The organism is Lawsonibacter sp. OA9, assembly GCF_022440585.1.
The window spans coordinates 51,409-75,519 of the sequence record NZ_JAKNTI010000022.1 but is presented as its reverse complement, the minus strand read 5'-3'; the positions used below and the strand labels follow the sequence as shown (position 1 = coordinate 75,519).

The following is a 24,111-nucleotide window of genomic DNA, read 5'->3' as shown; positions in this document are numbered from 1 at the left end:
TTCGGCCACCCCCCACTGTCTACTTTTAACTCTCCACATTCAGCCTAAAGGGGTGTTTTCATGAAAGTCAAAGTCATGCAGGTCGGTCCCATCGGCACAAACTGTTATATTTTAGAGGACGAAACCACCAACAAGGCCGCCGTTATCGACCCCGGCGACGAGGGGGACCGCATCCTGTCTGTTCTAAAAGAGGACGGGGTACAGGTGGAGTATATCCTCCTGACACACGGCCACTACGACCACACTACCGCTGTTCCCGACCTGATCCGGGCCCTGCCCCAGGCGGAGGTCTATATCCACCAGGCGGACGCCAACGGGGCTGGAAGCCAGCTCTTTCCCCTGGCCGGGCAGGTAGCGGACTTGAAATACTACAACGAGGGGGATACCCTCACTCTGGGCTCCCTCACCATCCAGGTCCTCCACACCCCAGGCCACTCCAAGGGCTCCGTCACCCTCCAGGTCGGGGATGTGCTGTTTACCGGGGACACCCTGTTCTGCGGCTCCTGCGGCCGCACCGACCTGCGGGGGGGCAGCTATGAGGAGATCATGTCCTCTCTAAATCGCCTGGGCCAGTTGGAAGGGGACTTCCATGTCTGCCCCGGCCATGACCGGACCTCCACGCTGGAGCGGGAGCGGCAGTACAACCCCTTCCTCCGGGAAGCCATGGGGCAATGAGGAGACTATCTTATGAAATTGGTTCTGAACGGGCATGATGAGCGGTATGTTGTAGAGCAGGGAATGCTCAATCTCTTTCCCGGCGAGCGTCCCGTCTATGAGCCCATCGGCCCTGGGGATGACAGCTGGGCCGTTGTCACCCTCCGGGAAGATGACCGCTGCCATGTCACCGTAGAGCTGTGCTTCCGCGGCAAGTCCCTGCCCTATTCCCTGGATGTTCCCCTGGTCGGCGACGAGTTCCAGCGGGAGGGCATCCGCCGCCGGGCCATCGGCAAGTGCTTTTTTCTGGCCGCCCGTGCGCTCACCGGCCATACGCCTCCCTGGGGGATGCTCACTGGTGTCCGCCCGGTGAAGCTGCCCACCCGCGCCCTGCTGTCCGGGGCCACACCCCTTCAGGCCAAGCAGGAGCTAAGGGAGGAATACTATGTCTCTCCCGACCGGGCGGCCCTGGCGGTGGACTGCGCCCAGGCCAGCATCGCCGCCCAGCGGTCGCTGAAGGAAGGGGAGGTATCCCTGTACCTCGGCATCCCCTTTTGCCCCACCCGGTGCGCCTACTGCTCCTTTGTATCCGCCGACGTGGGCCGGACATTAACATTGGTGGAGCCCTATGTGGACGCCCTGCTGAAAGAAATCGATGGGACGGCCCGTGTACTGACGGAGAGTGGCAGGACCATCCGCTCCTTCTACATGGGGGGCGGCACCCCGACTACCCTAAGCGCCCGGCAGCTGGACCGGGTCCTGACCCGCTGTGAGCAGGTCCTCCCTCTGGAGGGATGCACCGAACTTACGGTGGAGGCGGGCCGGCCGGACACGATCAACCGGGAAAAGCTGGAGGTGCTCCGGGCCCACGGTGTCGGCCGCGTCTCCATCAACCCCCAGACGCTAGAGGACCATGTGCTGGAGGCCATTGGCAGAAAGCACTCCTCGGGGGATATTCAGACTGCCTACGACCTGGCCCGCAAGGTGGGCTTCGACTGCATCAACATGGACCTGATCGCCGGCCTGCCTCTGGACTCCCTGGGCGGCTTTCGCCGCTCTCTGGATGGGGTGCTGGCCATGGGGCCGGAGAATATCACCGTCCACACCCTGGCCCTGAAGAAGGGCTCCACTTTGATCCAGAGGAAAGGCGCCCTTCCCGGCGGGGAGGAGGTGGCCCAAATGCTGGACTACTCCCGCACGACCCTGTCCGGCGGCTATCTTCCCTACTACCTCTATCGGCAGAAGTACATGTCCGGCTCTCTGGAGAATGTGGGCTGGGCAAGGCCGGGCACGGAGAGCTTGTACAACATCGTCATGATGGAGGAGCTCCACACTGTCATCTCCCTGGGGGCGGGCGGCGTTACCAAGCTCATCGATCCCCAGAGCGGCCGGCTCCTCCGGCTGTCCAACCCGAAGTATCCCCAGGACTACCTGTCCGCCGGGGAAAAGTTGGCGGAGCAGCAGAGGGAGATGCTGGCGTTTTTCCGCTGACCATCTATACCACTGGGCAGCCTGCCCAAGGGAAAGGAGTTCCAAATGGCTTATCAACTGCAGGAGATCAACCGGCGCATTCAGACTGACGTGACCGCCTTCCTGACCGAGTGCGACGAAAATTACGCCCAACGGGTGTCCTTGGCGGCAGACAAGATCCTGGGCAATCTGGAGCACAGCCCCATCGTGCTTTTGTCCGGGCCCTCCGGGTCCGGCAAGACCACCACTGCCCTGAAGATCGCCGAGGAGCTGCGGCGCCGCGGAGTCAACTCTCACGCGGTGGCCATGGACAACTACTTCAAGACCATGAACAAAAAAACCGCCCCCCGCACCCCGGAGGGAGACATCGACTATGAGTCCCCCCTGTGCCTGGACATGGAACTGCTGGATGAGCACTTTGCCGCCCTGTCCCGTGGAGAGGAGATCCTCATTCCCAAGTTCGAGTTTGCCCGCCAGATGCGCAACGACTCCCTGGGCCTCCCCCTTCGGCTGGAGAAGAACGAGATTGCCATTTTTGAGGGCATCCACGCCCTGAATGACGACATCGCCGGCCGCCACCCAGAGGCCACCAAGCTCTATATCTCCGCCCGGTCCAACGTGAACGAGGGGGCCGTCCTCCGCTTCAAGGGCACCTGGATGCGGCTGACCCGCCGGGCGGTCCGGGACTACAACTTCCGGGGCACCGGGGTAGCCGAAACTCTGGAGATGTGGGCCAATGTCCGCCGGGGAGAGAAGCTGTATATCTCCCCCTTTAAGGGCCGGGCGGATATCATCTTTGACTCCTCCCTCCCCTATGAAGTGCCGGTTATGAAAAATTACGCCATCCCCATCCTCCGCTCTGTCCCCCAAGAGAACGAGCGCCATGACGAGATGCTCCAGCTGGTGGACGCCTTTCAGCATTTCGAGGCCATTGACCCGGCCTTGGTGCCCAAGGACTCCCTGCTGCGGGAGTTCATCGGCGGTGGGAGCTACCAGTATCACTGACCTATCAAATCCATGGCGCTGTCTTGCGCGGGGAGGGGCAAAGTCTCCAGCCCCCGGCCCTGACTTCTCTTTCCGCAGTGGGCTCCAGCAAAGCTTTTATCCTATTTCCGGAGTGATCGACTTGACCGACCAGCCTATCTATAACTCCCGAGACTCCCGGTACAAGACGCCCTACGGGGCGGTCCCCTCCGGGACACAGGTCCGGTTCACCCTCCGCCCTGGAAGGGTGGAGGGCTTCTCCCGCGCCATCCTCTCCGCCCGCTTTGAAAGTCGTGGGGATCAGATCGAGTCCCTCCCGATGCTCTGGAGCGGTCTGGAGCTGGATCGGGACCTGTTTCAGGGCAGCCTGGACACTGGGGACTATGTGGGGCTGGTGTGGTACTCCTTCCTGCTGGAGCGGCTGGATGGAGGCCGCCAGGAACTGGGCCCCTATCAACTCACCGTCTATCAGGCGGAGGAGGTCCCCTCCTGGTTTGGGGAGGGGATGACCTATCAGATTTTTCCGGACCGCTTTCTCCGCTCCCGTGTCCCCGATCCCGCCGGGATGGTAGGAGGACGCTGGGTCCACCAGGATTGGGAGGAACTGCCTGAGTGGCGGCCTGACCAGCGGGGAGAGATCCGGAACCGGGACTTTTTCGGCGGCGACCTGCTGGGCGTCATGGAAAAGCTGGACTATCTGAAGGGCCTTGGAGTGAAGACCCTCTATTTTAACCCCATCTTTGAGGCATCGGAGAACCATCGTTACGGCACCGCCGACTACGACAAGATCGACCCCATGCTGGGCAGCAATCAGGACTTCTCCCGGCTGTGCGACGAGGCCCACAGGCGGGGGATGCGGGTGATGCTGGACGGGGTGTTCAACCACACCGGCTATGTCAGCCGCTACTTCAACGGGGACGGCTTCTATCCCGACGTGGGGGCCAGCCAGAGCTGGGACTCCCCCTACCGCCCCTGGTTCAATTTCATCCAGTGGCCCAAGAAGTACGAGAGCTGGTGGGGCATTTACTCCCTGCCCGCCGTCAACGAGAGCTGTCCCTCCTACCGGGACTTTATCTTCGCCGGGGAGAACAGTGTGGTCCGCCGGTGGCTCCGGGCCGGAGCGGACGGCTGGCGGCTGGATGTGGCCGACGAGCTGCCCGACGACTTCGTAGCGGGCATCCACCAGGCCGCCCGGGCAGAGAAGCCCGACGCCCTGGTCATCGGCGAGGTGTGGGAGGACGGCTCCACCAAAGTAGCTTACGGAGTGCGGCGCAAGCACATTCTGGGCGGCCACTGTGACGGGCTGATGAACTACCCCCTGCGCAACGCGATCCTTGCCTTTTTCCGCGGCGGCGGGGGAGAGCACTTCGTATCGGCTATGGAGACCATTCGGGAGAATTATCCCCCCTCCGCCTTCTACTCCGCCATGAACTCCCTGGGCACCCACGACACCCCCCGCATCCTCACCCTGCTGGGGGCAGGAGGGGAGTACCGGGATCAGTCCAGAGACTGGCGGGCCCACTTCCGTTTGTCCCCTAAACAGAGGCGGCGGGGCAAGGACCTGCTCCGGGCGGCGGCCCTTCTGCTGTTCTGCTTTCCCGGCTCCCCTACCGTGTACTACGGAGACGAGGCAGGGATGGAAGGCTTTGAGGACCCCTTCAACCGCCAGACCTACCCCTGGGGCCGCGAGGACCGGGAGCTAGTGGACTGGTTTCGGGCTCTGGGCGCCCTGCGCCGGGACCACCCCGCCCTTCGACGGGGGAACATCCGGTATGTGGCCGGCCAGGGGCCTCTGCTGGCCTTCACCCGGTCGGCGGCAGGGGAGACCATCCTGTGTGCCTGCAACGCCGGGGATGGGCCCGCCGCCATGGAGCTGGGCTTTCCCAGGGAATTGACGCCCCTGCTGGGCCGGGCCCATGTGGACCCCGGGGAGGAGGGGCCCACCCTGACTATCCCCCCTCTGTCCGGCGCGGCCTTCCTGGTCCACGAAGGCTGAAAGCCTTGAGGCCCAAGGGGGCAACCACAGATTGACAACTTGTCAGGGACGGATGGTAGACCCCATTCGTCCCTTTATGCTATGTTTTTCACAGAAAAAAGTGGGGGCCTGCGAGCCTGCCATATTCTGAACAGGGAGATGAGAACATGACCCTTGGCCAGCGTATTCAGGCGTTGCGAAAGCAGCACGGCCTGTCCCAAGAGGGCCTGGGGGAGAGGCTGGGTGTCTCCCGACAGGCCATCTCCCGCTGGGAGATGGACGGGGCGGTCCCCGAGGTGGACAAACTCATCGCCATGGCCAGGCTCTTTGGAGTTTCTTTGAACCAGCTTTTGGGGGTAGAGGAGCCAGAACAGCCGGTGTCGGAAGCAAAACAGGTGTCTCATGGCAGGCGGTCCCGCCTGCTGGCCGCCCTGTGCGCCCTCCTTTCCGTGGTTTTGGCAGTATCTCTGGGCTTCAATTTTTATTATCGCTACCGGGTCCTCATGATCCTGGACCCACCTCAAGCCCCGTCTGCCCCCGTTCAGCAGGTGTTGTATGCCGTCCGGCCTGACTACGAAACCATGACCTATGACTTGGCGCTCTCCCTGACGGAGAATGGCGGGCTTAGGGGCTATGACACCCAGGTATCCCTCTTTACAGTCCTTCCGGAACAGCCATCCTACCAGGATGGGAACACCACAGTCATCCCTGCCCCCTCTTATCACCAGGAGGAATTTCCTGTCGCCTTCCGCAACAAAACGGCCACTCTGGTCCTGGAGGACCTCCCCTTCCGCTATCATAAAGCCGCCGTCATCTCCCTAACCTACTCCAAGGGGGAACTGGAGGGGACCCACGCTCTGCTGCGGCTGGAGCCCACCGGACGGGGCATTGACTGGATCATAGAGGCGGGCAGCAGCTCCTTCGGCCAGCACCCTCCCGAGATCAAAGAGGAGCCGGAACTCTTAGCGCTCCAATGACCCCAGCTCCCTGGTCGGCAACGATGGGCCGGCAGTGTGCTCCGCCCAGACGACACGTTGCCGCCCTACTGAGCTTCTATAAAAGACTACAATTCTCTACAAAAGTACCTATGGAAAGAGGAAAGCATCGGTTTCTTGACAAGGTCCTCCATCTAGTATAATATTTTACTGTGACGGCAAGAGTATGCGGAACCGACCCTTGCCCGTCAAGAGGAAGACGTTACTTCTGGAGGATGAAAACATTGATTGAAAAGCAACTCCCTTACAAATATAAAGTATATGAGATCATTAAGGAGGATATCCTTTCCGGGAAGTATCGGGCTGGAGAAGAACTGAACGAGCGAGAGCTGGCCGAGACTATGGGGGTCAGCCGCACCCCTGTCCGTGAAGCGATTCAGATGCTGGAACACAACGGCTGGGTGAGTATTGAAACTTACAAAGGGGCGGTCATTCGCAGCTTTGGTAGAAAATATCTGGCTGATTTAATGAAAGTCCGTACAGCTCTGGAGTTATCCGCCGTGGAAGACGCGGCCAAAAATATTACTGACGAAACTTTCGCCGCTATTGAACAGACCTATCAGCAGCAGGTCGCAGCTATGGACTCCTCAAACAATCTGGATTTCGCCCAACTTGACCGCCTCTTTCACCAGAGCATCTATGAGCTTAGTGGCAACAATACCCTAATCGACCTGTTAGGCAACTTGAACGATATGATTTTTGTCACCGCCACCAAGGCTTTGTCCGGCGCGCCTCGGCGCCAATCTACCATTCGAGAACATGCCGCAATTTTGGAGGCGCTGCGCTGCCGGAACGCGGACCAGGCAGTCCGGGCCATGAAACTCCACATGGAGCAGACTCACTGTAATGTTCAGCATAACACCTCTATAGACTGAATCTTTTTTATATGGCAGCAGACACACGGCAGGTCAAACCCCTGTCGTGTGTTTTACTTCGTATGTTGATAGTTTTATACAAAAAAACAAATATTCTTTCGTGAAAATCTACAATCATGCAAGAAAGGCTGCGTAATTCTTGACAAAATAATGCCCTGCGTATAAAATCTATGTTGGAATTTTGAATTTGGTATACAAAATTCAAAATTACTGTTCTCAAGTTTCTCAAAAAGGAGTTATGAGATATGAAAGTCAGTCTGATCCAGATGGATATGAAGTTCGCCTCTCCTGACGAGAATTTCGCCCACGCGGAAGAGCTGATCCGTCAGGCGGCCCAGAGCCACCCAGATGTGATCACCCTGCCGGAAACCTGGAACGTAGGTTTCTTCCCCAAGGAGAACCTGGCAGAACTCAGCGACAAGGACGGCGCCCGTGTGAAGGAGACCTTCTCCCGTCTGGCTAGTGAGCTAAACGTAAACATCGTGGCCGGCTCTGTGTCGAATGTCCGGGATGGCAAGATTTATAACACCGCCTTTGTCTTTGACCGCAAGGGAACCTGCGTCGCCGAGTACGATAAGACGCACCTGTTTTCTCCCTCCGGCGAGCATGAATACTTTCAGTCCGGAGACCATACCGTCCGGTTTGAGTTGGATGGCGTCCCCTGCGGCTTAATTATCTGCTATGATGTCCGCTTCCCGGAGCTAATCCGTACCATTACCGTCCAAGGAATCGACGTATTGTTTGTCGTGGCCCAGTGGCCCTCTCTGCGCCGCTTCCATTGGCAGGCGCTGAACCAGGCACGGGCCATCGAGAACCAGTGCTTTGTAGCCTGCACCAATTCCTGCGGCACCGCTGGAGAAACCAAGAACGCCGGCTACTCCGCCGTCTACGACCCCTGGGGCGAACTGGTCGGCGGCTGCGGCCCCAATGAGATGATTCTGACCACCGACATGGATTTGAACATCATCAAGGGGATCCGCAGCAGCATCAATGTGTATAGGGACCGCCAGCCCGGTCTTTATCAAGTCAACTGACTTCATAGATACGGAGGATTGACATGAGCAAAATCAATTTTACTCTGGAGAAGGCAAATGGCAGTGAGGCTCTCGAGCTGAACTATGAGCGTGTCTTCGCCATCGGCTATGCCGGACGCAACATGGAAAAAACCATGGAGCACATCAAGGAGCTGGAGGAGCAGTTGGGTGTTCCCGCCCCCAAGCGCATCCCCACCATCTTTCAGTGTGGCAACTACACCCTGACTCAGGAGAAGGACCTGCACTTTGTGGGCGAGAAGACCTGTGGTGAGGTGGAGTACGTCATCATCATCAAAGACGGCAAGCGTTACATTGGCGTGGGCAGTGACCACACCGACCGTGCCCTGGAGAGCGCCAGCGTTCCCAAGTCCAAGCAGGCCTGTGCCAAGCCCATTGCTGTCCAGGTCTGGGACTATGAGGATATGAAGGACCATTGGGATGGCATTAAGCTGCGCTCCTATCAGACTGTGGATGGCAAAGAGATCGCCTATCAAGACGGTACTTTGGCCGACATCCTACCCCCCGACCTCATCCTGAAGGAGCTGGACGAGCGTGTAGGCGGCATTGACAACGTGGTCATCTTCTCTGGCACCGTGCCCCTTTTGAATGGGTTTACCTTCGGCACCAATTTCCGTTATGAAATGGTGGACGAAGTTTTGAACCGCAAGATTACTTCTGACTACAACGTAATCGCTATTTCTGAGGAGGAAAGATAAATGAAAAGAATTCTGAGTTTTGCTCTGGCCGCCGCCATGACACTTTCTCTGGCCGCCTGCGGCAGCACAAACGGCGGGAGCTCCGCCGGGAACACCTCCAGCGGCGCCACCAACACCAACTCTGAGGGCAAATCCTACACCCTGAAGATCGCCACCACTGGTAACGAAGATCACCAGTCCACCATCGCCGCCCGCGCCTTTGCTGAGAAGATCGAGGAACTCTCCGGCGGCCAGATCAAGGGTGAGGTGTATCCCAACTCCTCCCTGGGCAGCGAGCGTGAGGCCGCTGAGGGCGTGCAGATGGGTTCTCTGGAGATGACTGTCGTGACCACTGACGGCACTCTGCCCAACTGGGTGCCTGAAACCCAGGTCCTGTCTATGCCCTACCTGTTTGAAACCAAGGAAGAGGCCTACTATGTGCTGGACAACTTCCTGCAGGACGAGTTTGCCCCTCTGTTCGAGGAGCAGGGTATCAAGCACCTGGCATTCTGTGAGCTGGGCTTCCGTCACTTCACTACCAACGGCAAGGAGATCAAGTCCGCCGCTGATCTGAAGGGCCAGTCCATCCGTGTTCAGGAGGCCACCATCTGGTTCGCTCTGGCCGACGCGCTGGGCTTTATCGCCACCCCCATCGCTTTTAATGAGCTGTACACCGCTCTGCAGCAGGGCACCGTGGACGGTCAGGAAAACCCCATTGCCTCTATCGCCACCTCCGCTTTTGGTGAGGTCCAGAAGTATATGTGCATGGACGGCCACACCTATGGTGCCGAGAGCATCATTATGAATCTGGATCTGTACAACGGCATGACTCCTGAGCAGCAGGCCTGGGTGGACGAGGCTGCTGCCTATGCCAGAGATACCCAGCGCGCGGCCGTTGACGCTGTTGAGGCCGAGTACCTGCAGCAGATTAAGGACGGCGGCACCATCGTGTGCGAGGATCCTGACATCCAGTCCTTCAAGGATGCCACCGCTGATATGTACAAGCTGCCTGAGGTTGCTGAACTGGTCGATCCCTCTCTGACGGAGGCTGTCATGGCCAAGGTCGCCGAGTTCAACGCCAACAAGTAAGCCTCTCCCCGGATTTATTTCGGGAATCGGCCTGCAAGACGATGTCCGGCGCAGGCTCTGCCTGCGCCGGACGTTCCTTTGTACTAAGGGAAGGAGAAAATATGAAAGTAATTGACCAAATCGTCGACTTCCTTGCACGGCTGGTCATGGGCGTCAGCGCTATCGCCGTCTTCGGCGTTACCTTTGCCCAGGTCCTCTGCCGCTATGTTTTGAAGTCCCCCCTACCCTGGAGCCAGGATATCCTCCGCCTTGCCTTTACTTATCTAGTATTTTGGGGCGCCGCCTGGTGTGTCCGCGACAAGAACCATCTGAATGTAGACGTAATCCTTACCTCTCTGCCCAATAAGGTCCAGAAGGTAGTGGAAATAATAATTAACTTGGTTCTGTGCGGCTTCTTTGTTTTTTTGATTGTTATTGGCTATCAGTTCGCAATCGGCGGTATGCGCCAGACCACCTCTTATCTGCCCCTGCCCATGACCGCTTATTACGCAAGCATCCCCAGCGCTGCCGTGCTGATGTTGTACTACATGATCAAGAATATTATCGGCCAGTTCCGTAACTTTAATAAGGAGGAGGAAAAGAAATGATTTATATTCTGTTGCTCTTTGTTCTCTTCCTCATTGGTATTCCTATCTGCTTTTCCCTGGGGCTGGTTTCCCTGGGTGGCATCGTCGCCGGCGGTTATCCCCTTACCGTAGTCATCCAGCGCCTGTTTACCGGGGCTGACAGCACCGCACTGATCGCTATTCCTCTGTTCATCCTGGCTGGCGGTCTGATGGTACAGGGCGGCATTTCCAAGCGTATTGTCGACTTTGCCGATGCCCTGATTGGCCACCTGCCCAGCGGCCTGGCCTTGGTGAGTATTTTAGCCTGTATGTTCTTCGCCGCCATTACTGGTTCCGCCATTGCGGCTACCGCGGCAATCGGCGGAATTATGATGCCCATCATGGAGAAAAAGGGTTATGAAAACACCTTTTCCGCTCCTCTAATTGCCTGCGGCGGCTCCATCGGCCCCATCATCCCCCCCTCTATCCCTTTGCTGCTCTATGGCACCATGGCTGGCGTCAGCGTGGGCAAGCTGTTTATCGGCGGCTTCATCCCCGGCATCATCATGGGCGTTGGACTGATGATCCTCAGCTATTTCATCGGCAAGAAGCGCCACTATGTCGGCCGTGAGACCCGCGCCTCTATGAAGGAGATTCTTTCCACCGGTAAGGATGCCATTCTGGCTCTGATTATGCCCATTATTATCATTGGCGGTATCCTGTCCGGTGTCTTTACCGCCACCGAGTCCGGCGCCATTGCCTGCGCCTACGCCCTCATCCTGGGCATCTTCGTCTATCGTGAGCTGAAGCTGAAGGATCTCTTTGGCCTGTTCGTTGACTGTGCTAAGTCCACCGGCCAGGTGTTGCTGGTGGTGGCCTGCGCATCTCTGTTTACTTGGATCATCACTGTGGCCCAGGTACCTCAGATGGTTAGCTCCTTCCTGTCCGCTACCATTAGCAACAAGTATGTTCTGCTGCTGGTCATCAACATCGTATTGCTCATCGCCGGCACCTTTATCGACACCACCAGCGCCTTGGTCATCTTTACTCCCCTGTTCCTGCCCCTGGTTCAGTCCATGGGTATCGACCTGATTCACTTTGGCCTGGTTATGGCGGTAAACCTGACTATCGGTATGTGTACTCCTCCTCTGGGTGTGTGCCTATTTGTGGCTGGATCCATTGGCCGAGTCTCCTTGAAGGAGCAGATGAAGGACCTGCTGCCTATGCTGGGTGTGTTGCTCATTGTTCTGATCATCATTACCTATATCCCTGGTACGGTTACCTTACTGCCCAATCTAGTGGGTTAACCTTATAAAAAACTCCCGACACGTTGTGTCGGGAGTTTTTTAATGTATTTTCTCCAAATGTCGGATGAGCACCTGGGCACATAGGCCGGTAAACAGACCGGCCGCCGCGCCGGCCATGACCAGATAGGGGAGATAGGCCAAAACCGCCCAGGTCTTCATTACTCCGGCTGCCACCAGGAGCTGGCCCAGGTTGTGAAATATGGCAGCCACAGGACTGCACAGCCAGATCTGGTCTCTGGAGAGGACCCTTCTCAGCAGGCATAGGGCCAGCCAGCACAGCAGTCCGCCTCCGGCGCTGTACAACAATGTACTCATCTGTCCGGAGAACACCGCGCCCAGGAAAACTCTGGCGGACAGCACCAGCAGGGCATCACCGGGCCCCAGGACAAACATCACATACACGGTGACAATGTTGGCCAGCCCCAGCTTCACTCCTGGAATCGGAAGCGGCACGGGGATCTGGGCCTCGACCATAAAAATCGTCAGGGCGATAGCGGTAAATAGGGCCAGCAGAGTAAGCCTGCGGGCCCCCCTAGCCGGTGGCCGCGTCAAGGCCGCCACCCCCTCCTGTAATCTCGATGATAAGCTGATGGGGCAGGCAGACGATGGGTACCGTACCGTCGGATATGGCGCCCTGGTCCACACAAACCTGGTCGGGACAGTTGGCCTGACTGATCCGGATACGCCCCCGCTCCACCTGTACCGTATTTGTGCCGCCCGCTCCGTCAGACAGTACAAAGGAGTAGGGCGCGGACACCTTGTCCAGCTCTATCTTTTGGAGCACCTGTCCATGCTGGGTGATAACAGCCACAGGGGCCTCGGGGCGTTCCTGCTTCAAGAACACCGCCAGGGCAGAGGCAGCTACCGCTGCCCCAAGCAGGGCCAGGATGATCTTGGTATTTTTATTCATGACAGCACCTCCACCTCCCGGTCCTCATAGCCCTGCGCCAGAGTAAAACTGTCCTTTAGCCCAGAGGTAAGGGCCAAAGAGCCGTCCTCCAGAATAAAGAGGGCCTCAAACTCCAGTTCGGGGTGATCCCGCCAAAATTGTGTCCCCCGCTCCAGTCCCATAACGAACAGAGCGGTGGACAGGCCGTCACATGCAAGGCCGGAGGGGGATACTACTGTGACCGAGAGCAGGCCGCTTCGGGCTGGAGCAGCGGTGGCCGGATCAATAATGTGCCAGTAACGCACTCCATCCCTCTCAAAGTACCGCTGATAGCCGCCGGAGGTGCCCATGGCCTGCCCCTCCAGCTCCAGAACGCCCAGATAGCCCTCTCCCTGGGGATCCTGGATTCCAATGCGCCAGGGAGAACCATCGGGCTTGGCTCCCAGGGCCAAAATGGTGCTCTGGCCCAGGTCCAGCAGGGCGGAGGTGATGTCTCGCTCCTGGGCTAGCTTGGCTAGACGGTCAGCCGTGTATCCCTTGGCCACAGCCCCCAGATCCAATTTCATCCCATCGGGCAGGGAGGCGCTCTCCTGGTCCAGGCTCACTCGCGTATAGTCGATACGGTCACCCAACTCCTCCAGCTCCGCCTGATTGGGTACTCGGTACTCCCCAGTGGTAAAACCCCATGCCTCCACCGCGGGGTAGGCTGTGATATCCAGCGCCCCCCCGGTGAGGGCACACAGCTCCAGAGCGGCGGAGAGCAGTTGGGCCGTGTCAGGGGAGAGGTGCGCCTGTCCCGCTTCATTAAGGGCAGATATCTCGCTGTCTGGGGCGGTGGCGGACAGCAGGTCCTCCAGCTCATAGACCTCCGCCACCCCCTCCTCTAGAGCCTCCCGTCCGCTCTCTCGGTCCTGCCCGTAGTAGGTCAAGGTCATGACCGTATCCATGGCAAAGATTCGGCTCTCCTCCCCGACATCCTCCACCTGGCAGCCTGCCGGCAGAGAGAGGAACAGCCCCAGGACCAGGGCGGCAGTCCATATGCGCGTTTTGACCACAGAGGTCCCTCCTTTTCCTTCTCCGCTCAGGCTTTACAGAACCTCACGATACATAGCCGCCGCGTCGCTTTTCCCAACATTATCGGCCACCACCAGCACCTCTACCTTGACAACGCGCTCTCCAAAGCGGAGCTCCAGGATGTCTCCTGCTTTTACATCATAGCTGGCCTTCACTGGACGGCCGTTGGCGACCACCCGGGCATTGTCACAGGCCTCATTAGCCACGGTGCGGCGTTTGATGAGGCGGGAAACCTTCAACCATTTGTCCAATCGCATAGAATGATCTCCTCTACGGAAAACGGGGACGCTGTATACAGCGTCCCCGTTCTATTTACGGAACTTACTTGGACACAGCATCCTTCAGAGCCTTGCCGGCCTTGAAAACAGGGGTCTTGGAGGCGGGGATCTGAATGGTCTCCTTGGTCAGAGGGTTGCGGCCGACACGTTCAGCGCGGGCCTTAACCTCAAAAGATCCAAAGCCGACCAGCTGTACCTTCTCACCGTTCTTCAAAGAGTCAGTAATGGCGTCGATGGTGGCAGTAATGGCGGCCTCAGCGTCCTTCTTGGACAGCTCGGCCTTCTCAGCAACAGCAGCAATAAGTTCGGTCTTGTTCATGGTGGTTTTCTCCTCCTGTGAATTTGGGCAGCGCCAGCGCGCCGCCGCCGTGATTATACTTAAATCCCGGGGGATGTTAAGTCATCGAAGTGGAGTCGCTATCCCGCTTTGCCTGTGCCCAGAACCGCTCCAAATCAGATAGCTCCATCTGGGTCATCGGCTGCCCGGCCAGCTCTTCTGTCCGGCGGAAGCGCCGGATAAATTTTTCACAGGCCGCGTGGAGTGCCAGCTCGCTGTCCAGTCCCAGAAACCGGCCGACCTTGACTGCAGCGAACAGCAAATCGCCCAGCTCCTCCTCCACGTTGGAGCCCTGGGCCGCGGCCGTCTTCAATTCTCCCAGCTCCTCGGACAGCTTGTCCAGCGCCGGACTGATATCCGGCCAGTCGAATCCCGCCTTTTTGGCCTTGTCCTGAATTTTCTCCGCCCGCATCAGCGCTGGCAGAGAACGGGCCACACCGTCCAGAGAATCAGCGGCGGTCTTCTGTCCTTTCTCCTCCCGCTTCTGCTTCTCCCAGGCGGTAAGAGCGCCGTCCGCATCCCCGGCCTCTACAGTGCCAAAGACATGGGGGTGGCGGAATACCAGCTTCTTGCAGATGCCGTCCACCACATCGTCAAAGGTAAACAGCCCCTCCTCCTGGGCCATGCGGGAATGAAACACCACCTGAAGCAGCACGTCGCCCAGCTCTTCCTTCAGGTTGGCTGTGTCCCGGTTATCGATGGCTTCGGCCACCTCATAGGCCTCCTCCAGCATATTGCGCCGGATGGACTGGTGGGTCTGCTCTCTGTCCCAGGGGCACCCCTCCGGAGCGCGGAGCAGCTCCATGATGCGGAGAAGGTCCTCCATGGAATAGTGGTCCATACACTGAAAATTTACCACAATTTCGCTTCCTTATCAAGTCATTTTATATATTTTCAAGTTTTTCAGGAAAAATACCTAAAATCTTTGAAATAATGCCACATTATGGAATTTGCGCTTACAGCCGGAGCAACCGGGCCAGCTTATCCCCCTTGGGCATCAGGGACAGGTCCTCCCGTGAGATGGCCCGCAGGGCCACCACCAGCACCAGATAGACCACCATAGCCACTCCGATAGCCGCCAAGGTGGCCACAGCGTTGCCCATCCTGCTGAGGACCGCCTCCGTCCCCCCCTCGGGGACCGCACTGAGCAACCGGGCCAGCACACGGTAGACTACCCATGCGGCTCCGCCCATCAAAGCGGAAGCTGCCAGCGGTTTAACAAAAATAGGCAGATACCGGGGCCTCTTGGGGATGACCCGGGAAATAATAAGCAAGTCCAGCGCCAGGCATAGGCCGAAGCACAGAATATTACCCGCCGGTGCGCCGAAGATACCGACTTCGGGCCGGACCACCAGGTTATAGTTGGTCACGATCTTCAGCACCCCACCCAGCACCATGACCAACACGGGCAGGTTGACAAACCCATGGGCCTGGAGGATGGAGTTGCACACCAGCATCATACACACAAAGACAGTAGCCAGGCCCAGAGTGGACAGCAGGGGACCAGCTAGATCCGGGTTGAGCTTGGTAAAAAGCAGCCGCATGATAGGCTGGCCCATGACGAACAGGCCCACTCCCATTGGGAAAGCCAAAAGGGCGGTGATGCGTAGAGCGGAGCCAGTGATCTTGGCGCTTCCCCGGCGGTCCCGGCGGGCCAGCGCACCAGAAACGGCTGGGATGACCGAGGCAGTGATGGCAGCCATAAGGGAAGTAGGCAAATTATAGATATTCAGCGCCCCGCCATAATTCCCGTAGAGGGTCCGGCTCACATCCTGCACCGCGTCGCTCAGGGCTTGGGCAGCGGCCGGCGGGGCCTCCAGGGCCATCTGCTGGGTCAAAGAGGCCATGTTAGCGGCGGCCCCAGCAGCCAGAGTTTCCTTCCATGTGTTCAGTGCGTTCTCCAGGGCGCCAAAGTCCACAAAGTCGGCATACAGCGCCCAACTGGCGGGGTCCTCCACCAGTGCCCGCTGAAGCTGCCCCTGGACCAGCGAGGAGTCGATGACCGTAACGATGCCCACCATAGAGGAGCTGAGGGTGATTGGAATGGCGATGCGCAGGATATCCTTCAAAATACTGCCCGCGCCGTCTGGCACATCTCGGGACAGCCGGGGCTCACGGGCCCGGCCAAAGCCGTAGCTGAACAGCATATAGGCCAGGGCCACCACAGTACCCACCGTCACGCCGGTAATAGCGCCGGCAGCGGCCACATGGGCGGGCTGCCCCGCCTGAATCAGCCAGTAGGCCAGGGACAGGCCGATGACCAGCTTGCAAAGGGCCTCAATGATCTGGGAGATGGAGGTGGGGGCCATGTCGCTGTGTCCCTGGGAATACCCCCGGAAGGCGGCCAGACAGCCCACGCACACTACGGCGGGAGCCAGCGCCTTGATGCCGGCGGCGGCCTTGGTGTCGTTCATCATGGCGGCCAGCGTATCGGCCTTGAAATACATCACTAAAAAGGAGACCAGACCCAGGGACAAAAACAGGAGCATCGATACCCGAAAGGTCTTGCGCATCTGATTGTGGCGCCCCAGGGCACTGGCCTCGCTGACCAGCTTGGACACGGCCACAGGCAGGCCGGCAGTGGAGATGGTCAGCAGGACCGCATAGATATTATAGGCGTTGGTAAAGTCGGTGTTCCCCTGCTCCCCAATGATATTGACCAGGGGGATCTTGTAGAACATACCGATGAGCTTGACCACCAGGATGCCCACAGCCAGGATGGCCGCTCCGCCAAAAAAGGTATTTTGTTTCTGACCGCTGATCCGGCGGGGGGCGGTATCTCGTTGGGACATAGGCAGCCTCCTTTATGCTGGGCACAGAGAGGGGAGAGAGCTCCGCTTTCCCACCTCTCCGTGGGTATCGCTTCATATGCCAAAGATTCGGGGCAGGGCGTAGCCCTCCACCTCGGCCCGGATCTTCTCCAGGTCCAGGGTGAAAAATTCCCCCTTCTCATATATGACCTTCCCCCTGGCCATATTCATGACCACGTTGGAACCTCGGGCAGAAAAGGCCAGGTTTTCCACCGCGTCGTGACAGGGGAACAGGTTGGGGGCGGAAAAGTCCACCAGGATCAGGTCGGCCGTCTTGCCGGGGGCGATGACTCCGGTATCCCGGCCCAGGGCCCTGGCCCCATTGACCGTGGCCATCTCCAGGGCCTGTTGGGCCGTGACCGCCTCCGGGTCCAGGCCGACTCCCTTGTGGAGAATCGCGGCCAGCTTGATCTCCTCAAACAGGTCGTGACTGTTGTTGGAGGCCACCCCGTCGGTCCCCAGGGCCACGTTGACCCCGGCCTTTAGCATCTGGGGGACTCGGGCCACGCCGGAGGCCAGCTTCAAATTGGAGACCGGGTTGTGGACGGCGGTGATGTGTTTCTGGGCCATGATGTCCATATCCTGGTCAGACACCCAGACACAGTGGGCGGCGATACCCCCCCGCTCCCACACTCCGTATTGGTCCAGGAGGGCGACGGGGGTTTTCCCATATTTCTTCCAGCAGTTCTCATGCTCTGACTGGGTCTCAGAGATGTGGACCTGCATCCCTAAGCCATGCCTCCGGGCAAAGTCAGCCGTCCACTCCCACAGTGGGGGACAGGAGGTATACTCCGCGTGAATGGATGCGTCCACTAGGATCTGCCCCTCACCGGCGCCATGCCAGGAGTCCCTCAGGATCTCTTCATTTATGCAGTCCTCACAGCGGGCAGGATCAAACTCCTCTGGTTTTCCAAAATACACTCCACCACAGGACAGATTGGCGGAGATGCCCGCCTCCAGCACAGTTTTGGCGATGGCGTCGGTGTACATATACATATCCGCGATACAGGTAGTGCCGCCAGCAATCATCTCGGCCAGCCCCAGAGCGGTGCCCGCGGCAACGCATCGGGCATCCAGCTTGTCCTCGGCCGGGAAGATATAGTCGTTCAGCCAGTGGTGCAGGTCGTGTCCGCCTCCGTACCCCCGCAGGAGGGCCATGGCCACATGAGTGTGGGCGTTGACCAGGCCGGGCATGAGCACCTTGCCAGTCCCGTCAATGACCCGGTCAAACTCCCCCTGGGGGCGGGCAGTGCCCACCGAGGCGATTTTTGTGCCCTCCACCGCTACAAATGCGTCTTTCAGGACCGGTTGGGCCGAGTCCATGGTCACAGCGGTGACATGTTCCAACAACAGTGACATATCAGATCCCTCTCAGTATCGCTCTGGCCCAGTCCAGATCCTTCCGGCGGACATAGAGCTTATATTCCACCCAGGCCCCGTCGTTCATACCGAAGGTGCCGGTGCGGCCCCGGCTGCTGCCGCCGCACAGCCCCTCCCACATAGTGGGGCTGGTCAGATCCTTGCTCCGGTAGATATAGTCGAGCCCCGCCCCCTCCAGGGTGTCGCGCACCTGGTTAAAGCGGCTGAGGTCATAGGTCAGGAACAGCTCTGCGCGGTTGAAGATTGTAATCATGGACAAAGCCACCTTTCATCGCCGGGCAAAGAGATCACATCTTCCTCAGACACGCCCGCACCAGACCGGAGAACTTTTCACGGGCCGCCTCGCCGGCTTCCAGCACCTCCTGCTCGCTGAGAGGCTGGTCCAGGATGCCGGCAGCCATATTGGACAGCAGAGTCAGGCCCAGCACCTCCATGCCACAGTGGCCGGCCACGATGACCTCCGGCGCGGTGGACATGCCCACGGCGTCGCCCCCCAGGACGCGGGCGGCCCGGACCTCTGCCGGGGTCTCATACTGAGGCCCGTAGCAGTAGAAGTAGACCCCCTCCCGCAGAGGAATGCCCAGCTCCTGGGCCGTCTGGCGGGCCAGCTCCCGGAGGCGGGGGGTGTACAGATGGGAGGCGTCGGGGAATCGGACCCCGAACTCGGGCAGATTTTCCCCCCGGAGAGGAGACTCGGAAAACATCTTGATGTGGTCGGTAATGAGCATCAGGTCCCCGGCCTGCCAGCTGGTGTTGACGCATCCGGCGGCATTGGTGACGATCAGGGTGTCACACCCCAGCAGGCGCAGCACCCGGACGGCGTAGGACACCTCCTCATAGGAGTAGCCCTCGTAGTGGTGCGTTCGGCCCTGCATGACCGCCACCCGCTGCCCCTCCAGAGTGCCGAAGACCAGCCGCCCCTTGTGTCCCGGCGCGGTGGATGCCTTAAAGTTGGGAATATCCAAGTAATCGATGGCGACGGCACCCTCCACCTCATCCCCCATATAGCCTAGACCGGAGCCCAACACCATGGCCACCTTGGGGATAAAGTCTCCAAGGCGGTCCCGGATCGCTCTGGCACTGGCCCGATATTGCTCCATCGAATAGCTCATGGCTTCCTCCTTACAGAGAGGTGCCGCAGCTGCGGCAGAACTTGTCCCCTTTACCACAGGGAGTGCCGCAGGCGGGGCAGCTGCGGCACTGGCGCAGGTCAGCAATGCGGGATTTGACCTCCTCCACCTTAGCCGCGGTCTCATCGGCCTCGGCCAGCAGCTCTGTCACCGGGTCTCCCTCAGGGGTCTGGCCCCTGTGGGTGTCATACATCACCTGGCCCAGTCGGCGCAGGATGTCGTTGAAATCTCCGTTCAGATCAAAGAGCTGGACATTCAGCTTGGCCACGTCCACCATCTGGCCCGCCTTCTTACCCGCCACCCTGGCGGTGTCGGCGGCGGCGTCGGCGGCCACAGAGGCAGTGCCGCGGATCTTATCCAGCAGTTCCTTCACCTTGTCGTCCATACTATGCGCTCCTTTCCCGCATCTGTATTTCAGTTTCGTCAGAGGGGAGGAGACCACTCTCCACCCGTGACAGTTCCCTGTTATTTTACACCAATCCCCCTGTGATTGCAACAAATCCCTGTGCAGCCGGCGGTTTTCCGTAAAAAATAGCCCGCCCGCGCCGGGCGCGGACGGGCTGAAGCCGATATTCCGTTACAGGGGACCGATCTTGGAAGGGGGCCACAGGCCGCACACCACCTTGCCCAGCACATAATCCTCGTCGATGGCGCCAAGCCGGGCATCCCGGCTGTCGGTAGACTTGTTCCGATTATCTCCCATCACAAAGATAGAGCCCTCAGGCACCTCCCAGTGGGTCTGAACTCCCGTGGAGTCGTAGGCGGAGGGGGTATAGGGCACCCCCATAGGCTCTCTGATATAGGGCTCGTCCAGAGCCACCCCGTCCACATAGACCGTACTGGTGCCATAGTCGATATCCACGGTCTGACCGCCGGTGGCGATGACCCGCTTGACGATGGCCTTGCCCCCTAAAAACTCAGCCGTGGTCTTGTTGACGACCACGATATCCCCCTGCTGGGGCTGGTAGCCCAGGGACCAGACCAGCATCATCTCCCCGTGCTGCAGGGTGTTGTTCATAGACTCTCCATCCACCCGGGTCAGACGGCCCAAGCAGGTAAACAGCAGCACCGCGGCCAGGACACAGCCCATCAGCATCTGGAGCCACTCATACAGCTCCGACCCCAGAGGCCGCACCTCCTGGGGCTCCTCGTCCTTCTGGTCCAGGAACTGATCCATCTCTTCTGACAAAGGGTATCCCTCCTTCTGTATCACCGTGAAGCCCTGCTATTATAGCCGCTTTTCCATCCAAATTCAACTTATAATTCCAACCGGGTAACCGCAGACGTCCCCTCCAGGGCAGCCCCTTCCCGGCGCTGGCAGGTAAAGAGGAGGACCTGCTGCTCACGGGCCAGCTCCTCCAGCAACTCCAGCGCCAGGACCATCCGCCTGTCGTCAAAGGCGGCCAAGGCGTCGTCCAGCAGGATGGGGGGCTTCTCAGGCAGACATAGGCCGCACACCGCCAGCCGCACCGACAGGTACAGTTGGTCCGCGGTCCCTCGGGACAGGAACAGCGCGTTTCTAGGCGACACATCTTCTATCCGGGCGGCAGCACCCTCCAGCTCCCGGTTCAGTGCCACCGACTGGTACCGCTGCCCGGTGAGCCGGGCCAGATACTGGCCGGACAGCCGGTTCAGCTCCGGGGAGAATCGCTGCTGGAGCTGGGCGTTGGCCTCTTTCAGTGCCTCCAGCGCAACAGCCAGGGCACGATATTCCTCCTGTCGGCGGTCCAGTTGGGCAGCCAGCTCCTCCCGACGGGCAGCCAGGGCCGCCGGATCGCCCACCGCCTTCCGCTGTCCCAGGGCCTGATTCAGGTCCTGGTCAGTCTGGGCCAGCCGGCGCTCCGTCTCCGCCAGGGCCCGCTCTGTTTCCTCCGGTGTCCGGGCGGGGGGCTCCGCCTCTCCAACGGGTTCAGGCAGCCCGCCTCCCTGGGCCTCTAAGTCATCCAGACGGCGGCGGCGCTCCTCCACCCGCTCCCGCGCCAGGGACAGCTCGTGGTCCAGATTCAGCCCTCTGGACAGGGCGGCGGAGCAGCCGAACAGGTCGGTGACCTGGGGGGAGAAAGTGTGGACAAAGTCCAACAGGTCCGTCCGGCTGTTGTCCCGGCGGGCCTGCCGGTCGCTCAACGTTCCCCGGATGGTCCGAACCTGGCGGGCCGCCTCTTCCGCCGCCTGGCACCGCCGCCGGTAGTCCTGGGCCAGTTCCTCCAGCTCCTGGGGGGACTGCACCCGGTACCGCTCCAGCAGCTTGGCGCACCGGTCCTCCCAGGCCCGTCGGCCGGTGTGGTTGACAAACCCCGCCATCAAGGTGAGCAGAAAGATGAAGCCCCCGGCGTAGAGGGGATAGGACAGCAGTTGTCCCTCCCGGACCCCGCCGACCACACCGGCAATCAGGGCAAACAGCAGGCCCAGAGCAGGGAACAGCTTGGATGCCATCCCCTTGACCCGCGCGGTGGCCAGACCGGTGTTGTAGTCGGACAGGGCCTTCTGGACGGCCTGGACCCCCTCCTCCCAGGTCATGCCAGGAAAGCGGTCGTCCTGGGCCGCGATCTGTGCCTGGACATAGACCTCCTCCGCCTCCTTCCGGGCCGCCTCGCCCTGGCGCAGTTCCTCGTCCAGCACCTTCAAATATTGCAGCTCTCCCTGTGCCTTCTTCAGCAGGTCCTTGTCGGGCAGCGGGCCGTATTTGGCCGTCTCCCCCTCCAGGGTGGCCAGTTGGCTCCTGGCCGCCTCAAGCTCCTCCCTGGCCTGGGCAAAGCGCCGGTCCAGCTCTCGCTGGGCCAATCGGCGGTGGGTCGCCCGCTCGGCGGCCAGCAGGTCTCTACGGGCGGACAGGGCGGTCCGCTCCCCCTCCAGCAGGGCGATGCGGCCGGACAGCTCCTCCAACTGCTCCAGAGCCTGGTCCACCTCCCGCAGCTCTCCCTCCAGCCTGGGGATCAGCCCCACGCTTCGGTTGACCTTTCGGCGGTTGAGCCACTCCCGCAGCCTCCCCTCGGTCTGGGAGTAGGACACGTCCTCCTCCCCGGAGGACACCAGCGCGGCAATACGCCGCTCCAGCTCCGGGGCCGCTGTAACCGCCAGGTCTCCACCCGATCCAATGAAGGCCGACCGCTCAAAGACCTCCCGTCCCACACCGGTGAGCAGCTCGCCGCAGTTGGCGGCAGTCAGGCCGGGGACCGCCTCCTCCGTCCCGGTGTAGACGGCGGAAAAGGCCCCGAAGGGAGCGCTGCCCTTGGGACCCCGGCGGAGGGTGATGTCCCGGCCCTGCCACTCCAGGTCCATAGTCCCCTCCATGGGGGCGCCGGACCAGGGCTGATACCGGTTCTTGTCCGCCAAATACCCCTTTTTATCCCGGTCCCGGGTATCGATGCCATAGAGCATAGCCTTCCAAAAGGCGGCCCAGGTGGATTTGCCCCCCTCGTTGGGGGCATAGATCAGATTTAAGCCATCCCCCAGCTCCAGCCGGGCGTGGTCCAGCTTGCCGAAAGTGGCCGTCATGGATCTTATCTTCATAGGGACACATCCTCCCCGCCCTCCAGGGCGGCCAGGCCGAACCGGGCGGCCATCTGATAGGTCCGCTCCTCCGGCTCCTCTTGACATTTTGTCCACATGGCCCGGAGAAAGAGGCCAGTCAGGGTGTCCTCCTCCCGCCGTTTCCACAGGTCTGTGGGCAGTCTTGTCTGGTCCCGGAGGGTCAGGCCGTAAAACCGGGGGGCCAGTTCCCGCTCCAGCGCCGGCAGATTTGGGCTCTCTCCCTCGCCGGTGAGCACAATGCGGTAAATGTGCTCGCTGGTGTCCTGGGGCAGGGCGGCCAGTACGGCCTCCAGCGGTTCCTTCCCCGTAACATCCACCGGCAGAATCTCATACTGGCGGCGGCCCAGGGGGAGGAGCTGGGCCTGGGCCCGGCCCTCCTCCAGCTCTACATAGAGCACGCCCTTCTGTCCCAGCTCGTCAAAGCCGCGGCCCTCCGGGCAGCCGGGATAGGCCCAGAAGGTCCGGCCCGCCCGCCGCAGGCCGCTCCCCTGGTGGATATGGCCCAGGGCCAGGTAGTCCAGGCCGCTGGTCTCGATCTCGGCGGGGGAGAGGGGCCCATACTCGCTCTGGGGCGCCGTGTCGCCGTGGACGCACATGATCTGCACACCCTTCCCCTCTGGGGCCCGGAAGCCGGCCAGCGGGCTGTCTGTCTGGCGGCTGTCATAAAAGGCCCGGCCCCAGACCGTGCAGCCCAACTGGGGCAGCTCTACCGCCTCCATCTGTGGGGAGGAGAAAATATGGACGTTTTCCGGCCAGTCCAGGGTGGCGTACACCGACCGGGGAGACCAGAAATCGTGGTTTCCCGGAGAGAGGAACACCGGGCAGGGGATGTCCCCCAGGGCCCGGGCCAGGGCCTGGGCCGTCTCCTGAAAGACCCGCTCCGAGTCCAGCAGATCTCCGGCCAGCAGCACCAGGTCGGCCGCCCTCTCCCGTGCCGCCTGGGCCATGCGGCCCAGCAGCTCCCTCTGCTCTCCCCGCCGCCGTGCCGCCTGGTCCGGGGAGAGGCCAGAAAAGGGGCTGTCCAGGTGGAAGTCAGCCCCATGGATTATTCTAATCATG

25 protein-coding genes are annotated in these 24,111 nt (G+C 60.3%); 11 read left to right on the top strand and 14 right to left on the bottom strand.

The window, feature by feature from the left end:
- Window positions 1-60: 60 nt before the first annotated feature.
- From MCG44_RS01315 to MCG44_RS01265, 11 genes are all read left to right on the top strand, one after another.
- Window positions 61-675, top strand: coding sequence for an MBL fold metallo-hydrolase (locus tag MCG44_RS01315; RefSeq protein WP_240286411.1), 615 nt, complete (start codon window positions 61-63; stop codon window positions 673-675).
- Between the two features lie 12 nt (window positions 676-687).
- On the top strand, window positions 688-2,145 hold the full coding sequence (gene hemZ / locus MCG44_RS01310; protein WP_240286409.1) for a coproporphyrinogen dehydrogenase HemZ: 1,458 nt from the start codon (window positions 688-690) through the stop codon (window positions 2,143-2,145).
- Window positions 2,146-2,190: 45 nt separating this feature from the next.
- The gene (locus MCG44_RS01305; RefSeq protein ID WP_147572448.1) at window positions 2,191-3,129 is read left to right on the top strand and encodes a uridine kinase; all 939 of its coding nucleotides are present in this window, start codon (window positions 2,191-2,193) and stop codon (window positions 3,127-3,129) included.
- Window positions 3,130-3,241: 112 nt separating this feature from the next.
- The gene (locus MCG44_RS01300; RefSeq protein WP_240286408.1) at window positions 3,242-5,104 is read left to right on the top strand and encodes a glycoside hydrolase family 13 protein; all 1,863 of its coding nucleotides are present in this window, start codon (window positions 3,242-3,244) and stop codon (window positions 5,102-5,104) included.
- Window positions 5,105-5,250: 146 nt separating this feature from the next.
- The gene (locus MCG44_RS01295; protein WP_240286406.1) at window positions 5,251-6,060 is read left to right on the top strand and encodes a helix-turn-helix domain-containing protein; all 810 of its coding nucleotides are present in this window, start codon (window positions 5,251-5,253) and stop codon (window positions 6,058-6,060) included.
- A 242-nt stretch (window positions 6,061-6,302) separates the two neighbouring features.
- Entirely contained in the window at window positions 6,303-6,953 is a 651-nt protein-coding gene (locus tag MCG44_RS01290; RefSeq protein ID WP_240286405.1) for a GntR family transcriptional regulator, read from the top strand.
- 245 nt (window positions 6,954-7,198) lie between these two features.
- Window positions 7,199-7,987: a carbon-nitrogen family hydrolase gene (locus MCG44_RS01285; protein WP_186852918.1), complete on the top strand. Its 789-nt coding sequence runs from the start codon at window positions 7,199-7,201 to the stop codon at window positions 7,985-7,987.
- Window positions 7,988-8,010: 23 nt separating this feature from the next.
- The gene (locus tag MCG44_RS01280; protein WP_240286403.1) at window positions 8,011-8,703 is read left to right on the top strand and encodes a DUF2848 family protein; all 693 of its coding nucleotides are present in this window, start codon (window positions 8,011-8,013) and stop codon (window positions 8,701-8,703) included.
- On the top strand, window positions 8,704-9,771 hold the full coding sequence (gene dctP / locus MCG44_RS01275; protein WP_240286401.1) for a TRAP transporter substrate-binding protein DctP: 1,068 nt from the start codon (window positions 8,704-8,706) through the stop codon (window positions 9,769-9,771). It abuts the gene before it with no gap.
- 101 nt (window positions 9,772-9,872) lie between these two features.
- Window positions 9,873-10,358, top strand: coding sequence for a TRAP transporter small permease (locus MCG44_RS01270; RefSeq protein WP_186852921.1), 486 nt, complete (start codon window positions 9,873-9,875; stop codon window positions 10,356-10,358).
- Entirely contained in the window at window positions 10,355-11,623 is a 1,269-nt protein-coding gene (locus MCG44_RS01265; protein ID WP_186852922.1) for a TRAP transporter large permease, read from the top strand. Before MCG44_RS01270 ends, MCG44_RS01265 begins: the two co-directional genes overlap by 4 nt.
- 39 nt (window positions 11,624-11,662) lie before the next feature.
- Here the strand turns inward: MCG44_RS01265 and MCG44_RS01260 are convergent, their stop codons facing one another.
- The 14 genes from MCG44_RS01260 to MCG44_RS01195 form a co-directional block, all read right to left on the bottom strand.
- Window positions 11,663-12,175 (bottom strand): Gx transporter family protein, encoded by a 513-nt coding sequence (locus tag MCG44_RS01260; RefSeq protein WP_240286399.1) that lies wholly within the window; start codon window positions 12,173-12,175, stop codon window positions 11,663-11,665.
- The gene (locus MCG44_RS01255; RefSeq protein WP_240286397.1) at window positions 12,156-12,533 is read right to left on the bottom strand and encodes a NusG domain II-containing protein; all 378 of its coding nucleotides are present in this window, start codon (window positions 12,531-12,533) and stop codon (window positions 12,156-12,158) included. The genes MCG44_RS01260 and MCG44_RS01255 overlap by 20 nt, the downstream gene beginning before the upstream one ends.
- Entirely contained in the window at window positions 12,530-13,567 is a 1,038-nt protein-coding gene (locus MCG44_RS01250; protein ID WP_240286396.1) for an FAD:protein FMN transferase, read from the bottom strand. Before MCG44_RS01250 ends, MCG44_RS01255 begins: the two co-directional genes overlap by 4 nt.
- Before the next feature lie 33 nt (window positions 13,568-13,600).
- Complete coding sequence (locus MCG44_RS01245; RefSeq protein WP_147572461.1) at window positions 13,601-13,843, bottom strand: RNA-binding S4 domain-containing protein; 243 nt, start codon at window positions 13,841-13,843, stop codon at window positions 13,601-13,603.
- Window positions 13,844-13,907: 64 nt separating this feature from the next.
- On the bottom strand, window positions 13,908-14,183 hold the full coding sequence (locus MCG44_RS01240) for an HU family DNA-binding protein (RefSeq protein WP_147572462.1): 276 nt from the start codon (window positions 14,181-14,183) through the stop codon (window positions 13,908-13,910).
- 76 nt (window positions 14,184-14,259) lie between these two features.
- On the bottom strand, window positions 14,260-15,060 hold the full coding sequence (mazG, locus tag MCG44_RS01235; RefSeq protein WP_240286393.1) for a nucleoside triphosphate pyrophosphohydrolase: 801 nt from the start codon (window positions 15,058-15,060) through the stop codon (window positions 14,260-14,262).
- A 97-nt stretch (window positions 15,061-15,157) separates the two neighbouring features.
- Window positions 15,158-16,993, bottom strand: a complete 1,836-nt coding sequence (locus MCG44_RS01230) for a polysaccharide biosynthesis protein (protein WP_240286391.1) — start codon at window positions 16,991-16,993, stop codon at window positions 15,158-15,160.
- Window positions 16,994-17,065: 72 nt separating this feature from the next.
- Window positions 17,066-18,370, bottom strand: a complete 1,305-nt coding sequence (locus tag MCG44_RS01225) for an amidohydrolase (protein ID WP_240286389.1) — start codon at window positions 18,368-18,370, stop codon at window positions 17,066-17,068.
- Between the two features lies 1 nt (window position 18,371).
- On the bottom strand, window positions 18,372-18,644 hold the full coding sequence (locus tag MCG44_RS01220) for a hypothetical protein (protein WP_186852927.1): 273 nt from the start codon (window positions 18,642-18,644) through the stop codon (window positions 18,372-18,374).
- A 34-nt stretch (window positions 18,645-18,678) separates the two neighbouring features.
- Window positions 18,679-19,503, bottom strand: coding sequence for a purine-nucleoside phosphorylase (locus MCG44_RS01215; RefSeq protein WP_240286387.1), 825 nt, complete (start codon window positions 19,501-19,503; stop codon window positions 18,679-18,681).
- 10 nt (window positions 19,504-19,513) lie between these two features.
- Entirely contained in the window at window positions 19,514-19,906 is a 393-nt protein-coding gene (locus MCG44_RS01210; protein ID WP_240286385.1) for a zinc ribbon domain-containing protein, read from the bottom strand.
- Between the two features lie 192 nt (window positions 19,907-20,098).
- The gene (lepB, locus tag MCG44_RS01205) at window positions 20,099-20,710 is read right to left on the bottom strand and encodes a signal peptidase I (RefSeq protein WP_240286383.1); all 612 of its coding nucleotides are present in this window, start codon (window positions 20,708-20,710) and stop codon (window positions 20,099-20,101) included.
- A 68-nt stretch (window positions 20,711-20,778) separates the two neighbouring features.
- A complete protein-coding gene (locus MCG44_RS01200; protein WP_240286381.1) occupies window positions 20,779-23,031 on the bottom strand; it encodes an ATP-binding protein in 2,253 nt (750 codons plus the stop codon).
- Entirely contained in the window at window positions 23,028-24,110 is a 1,083-nt protein-coding gene (locus tag MCG44_RS01195; protein ID WP_186852931.1) for a metallophosphoesterase family protein, read from the bottom strand. The genes MCG44_RS01200 and MCG44_RS01195 overlap by 4 nt, the downstream gene beginning before the upstream one ends.
- Window position 24,111 lies beyond the last annotated feature (1 nt).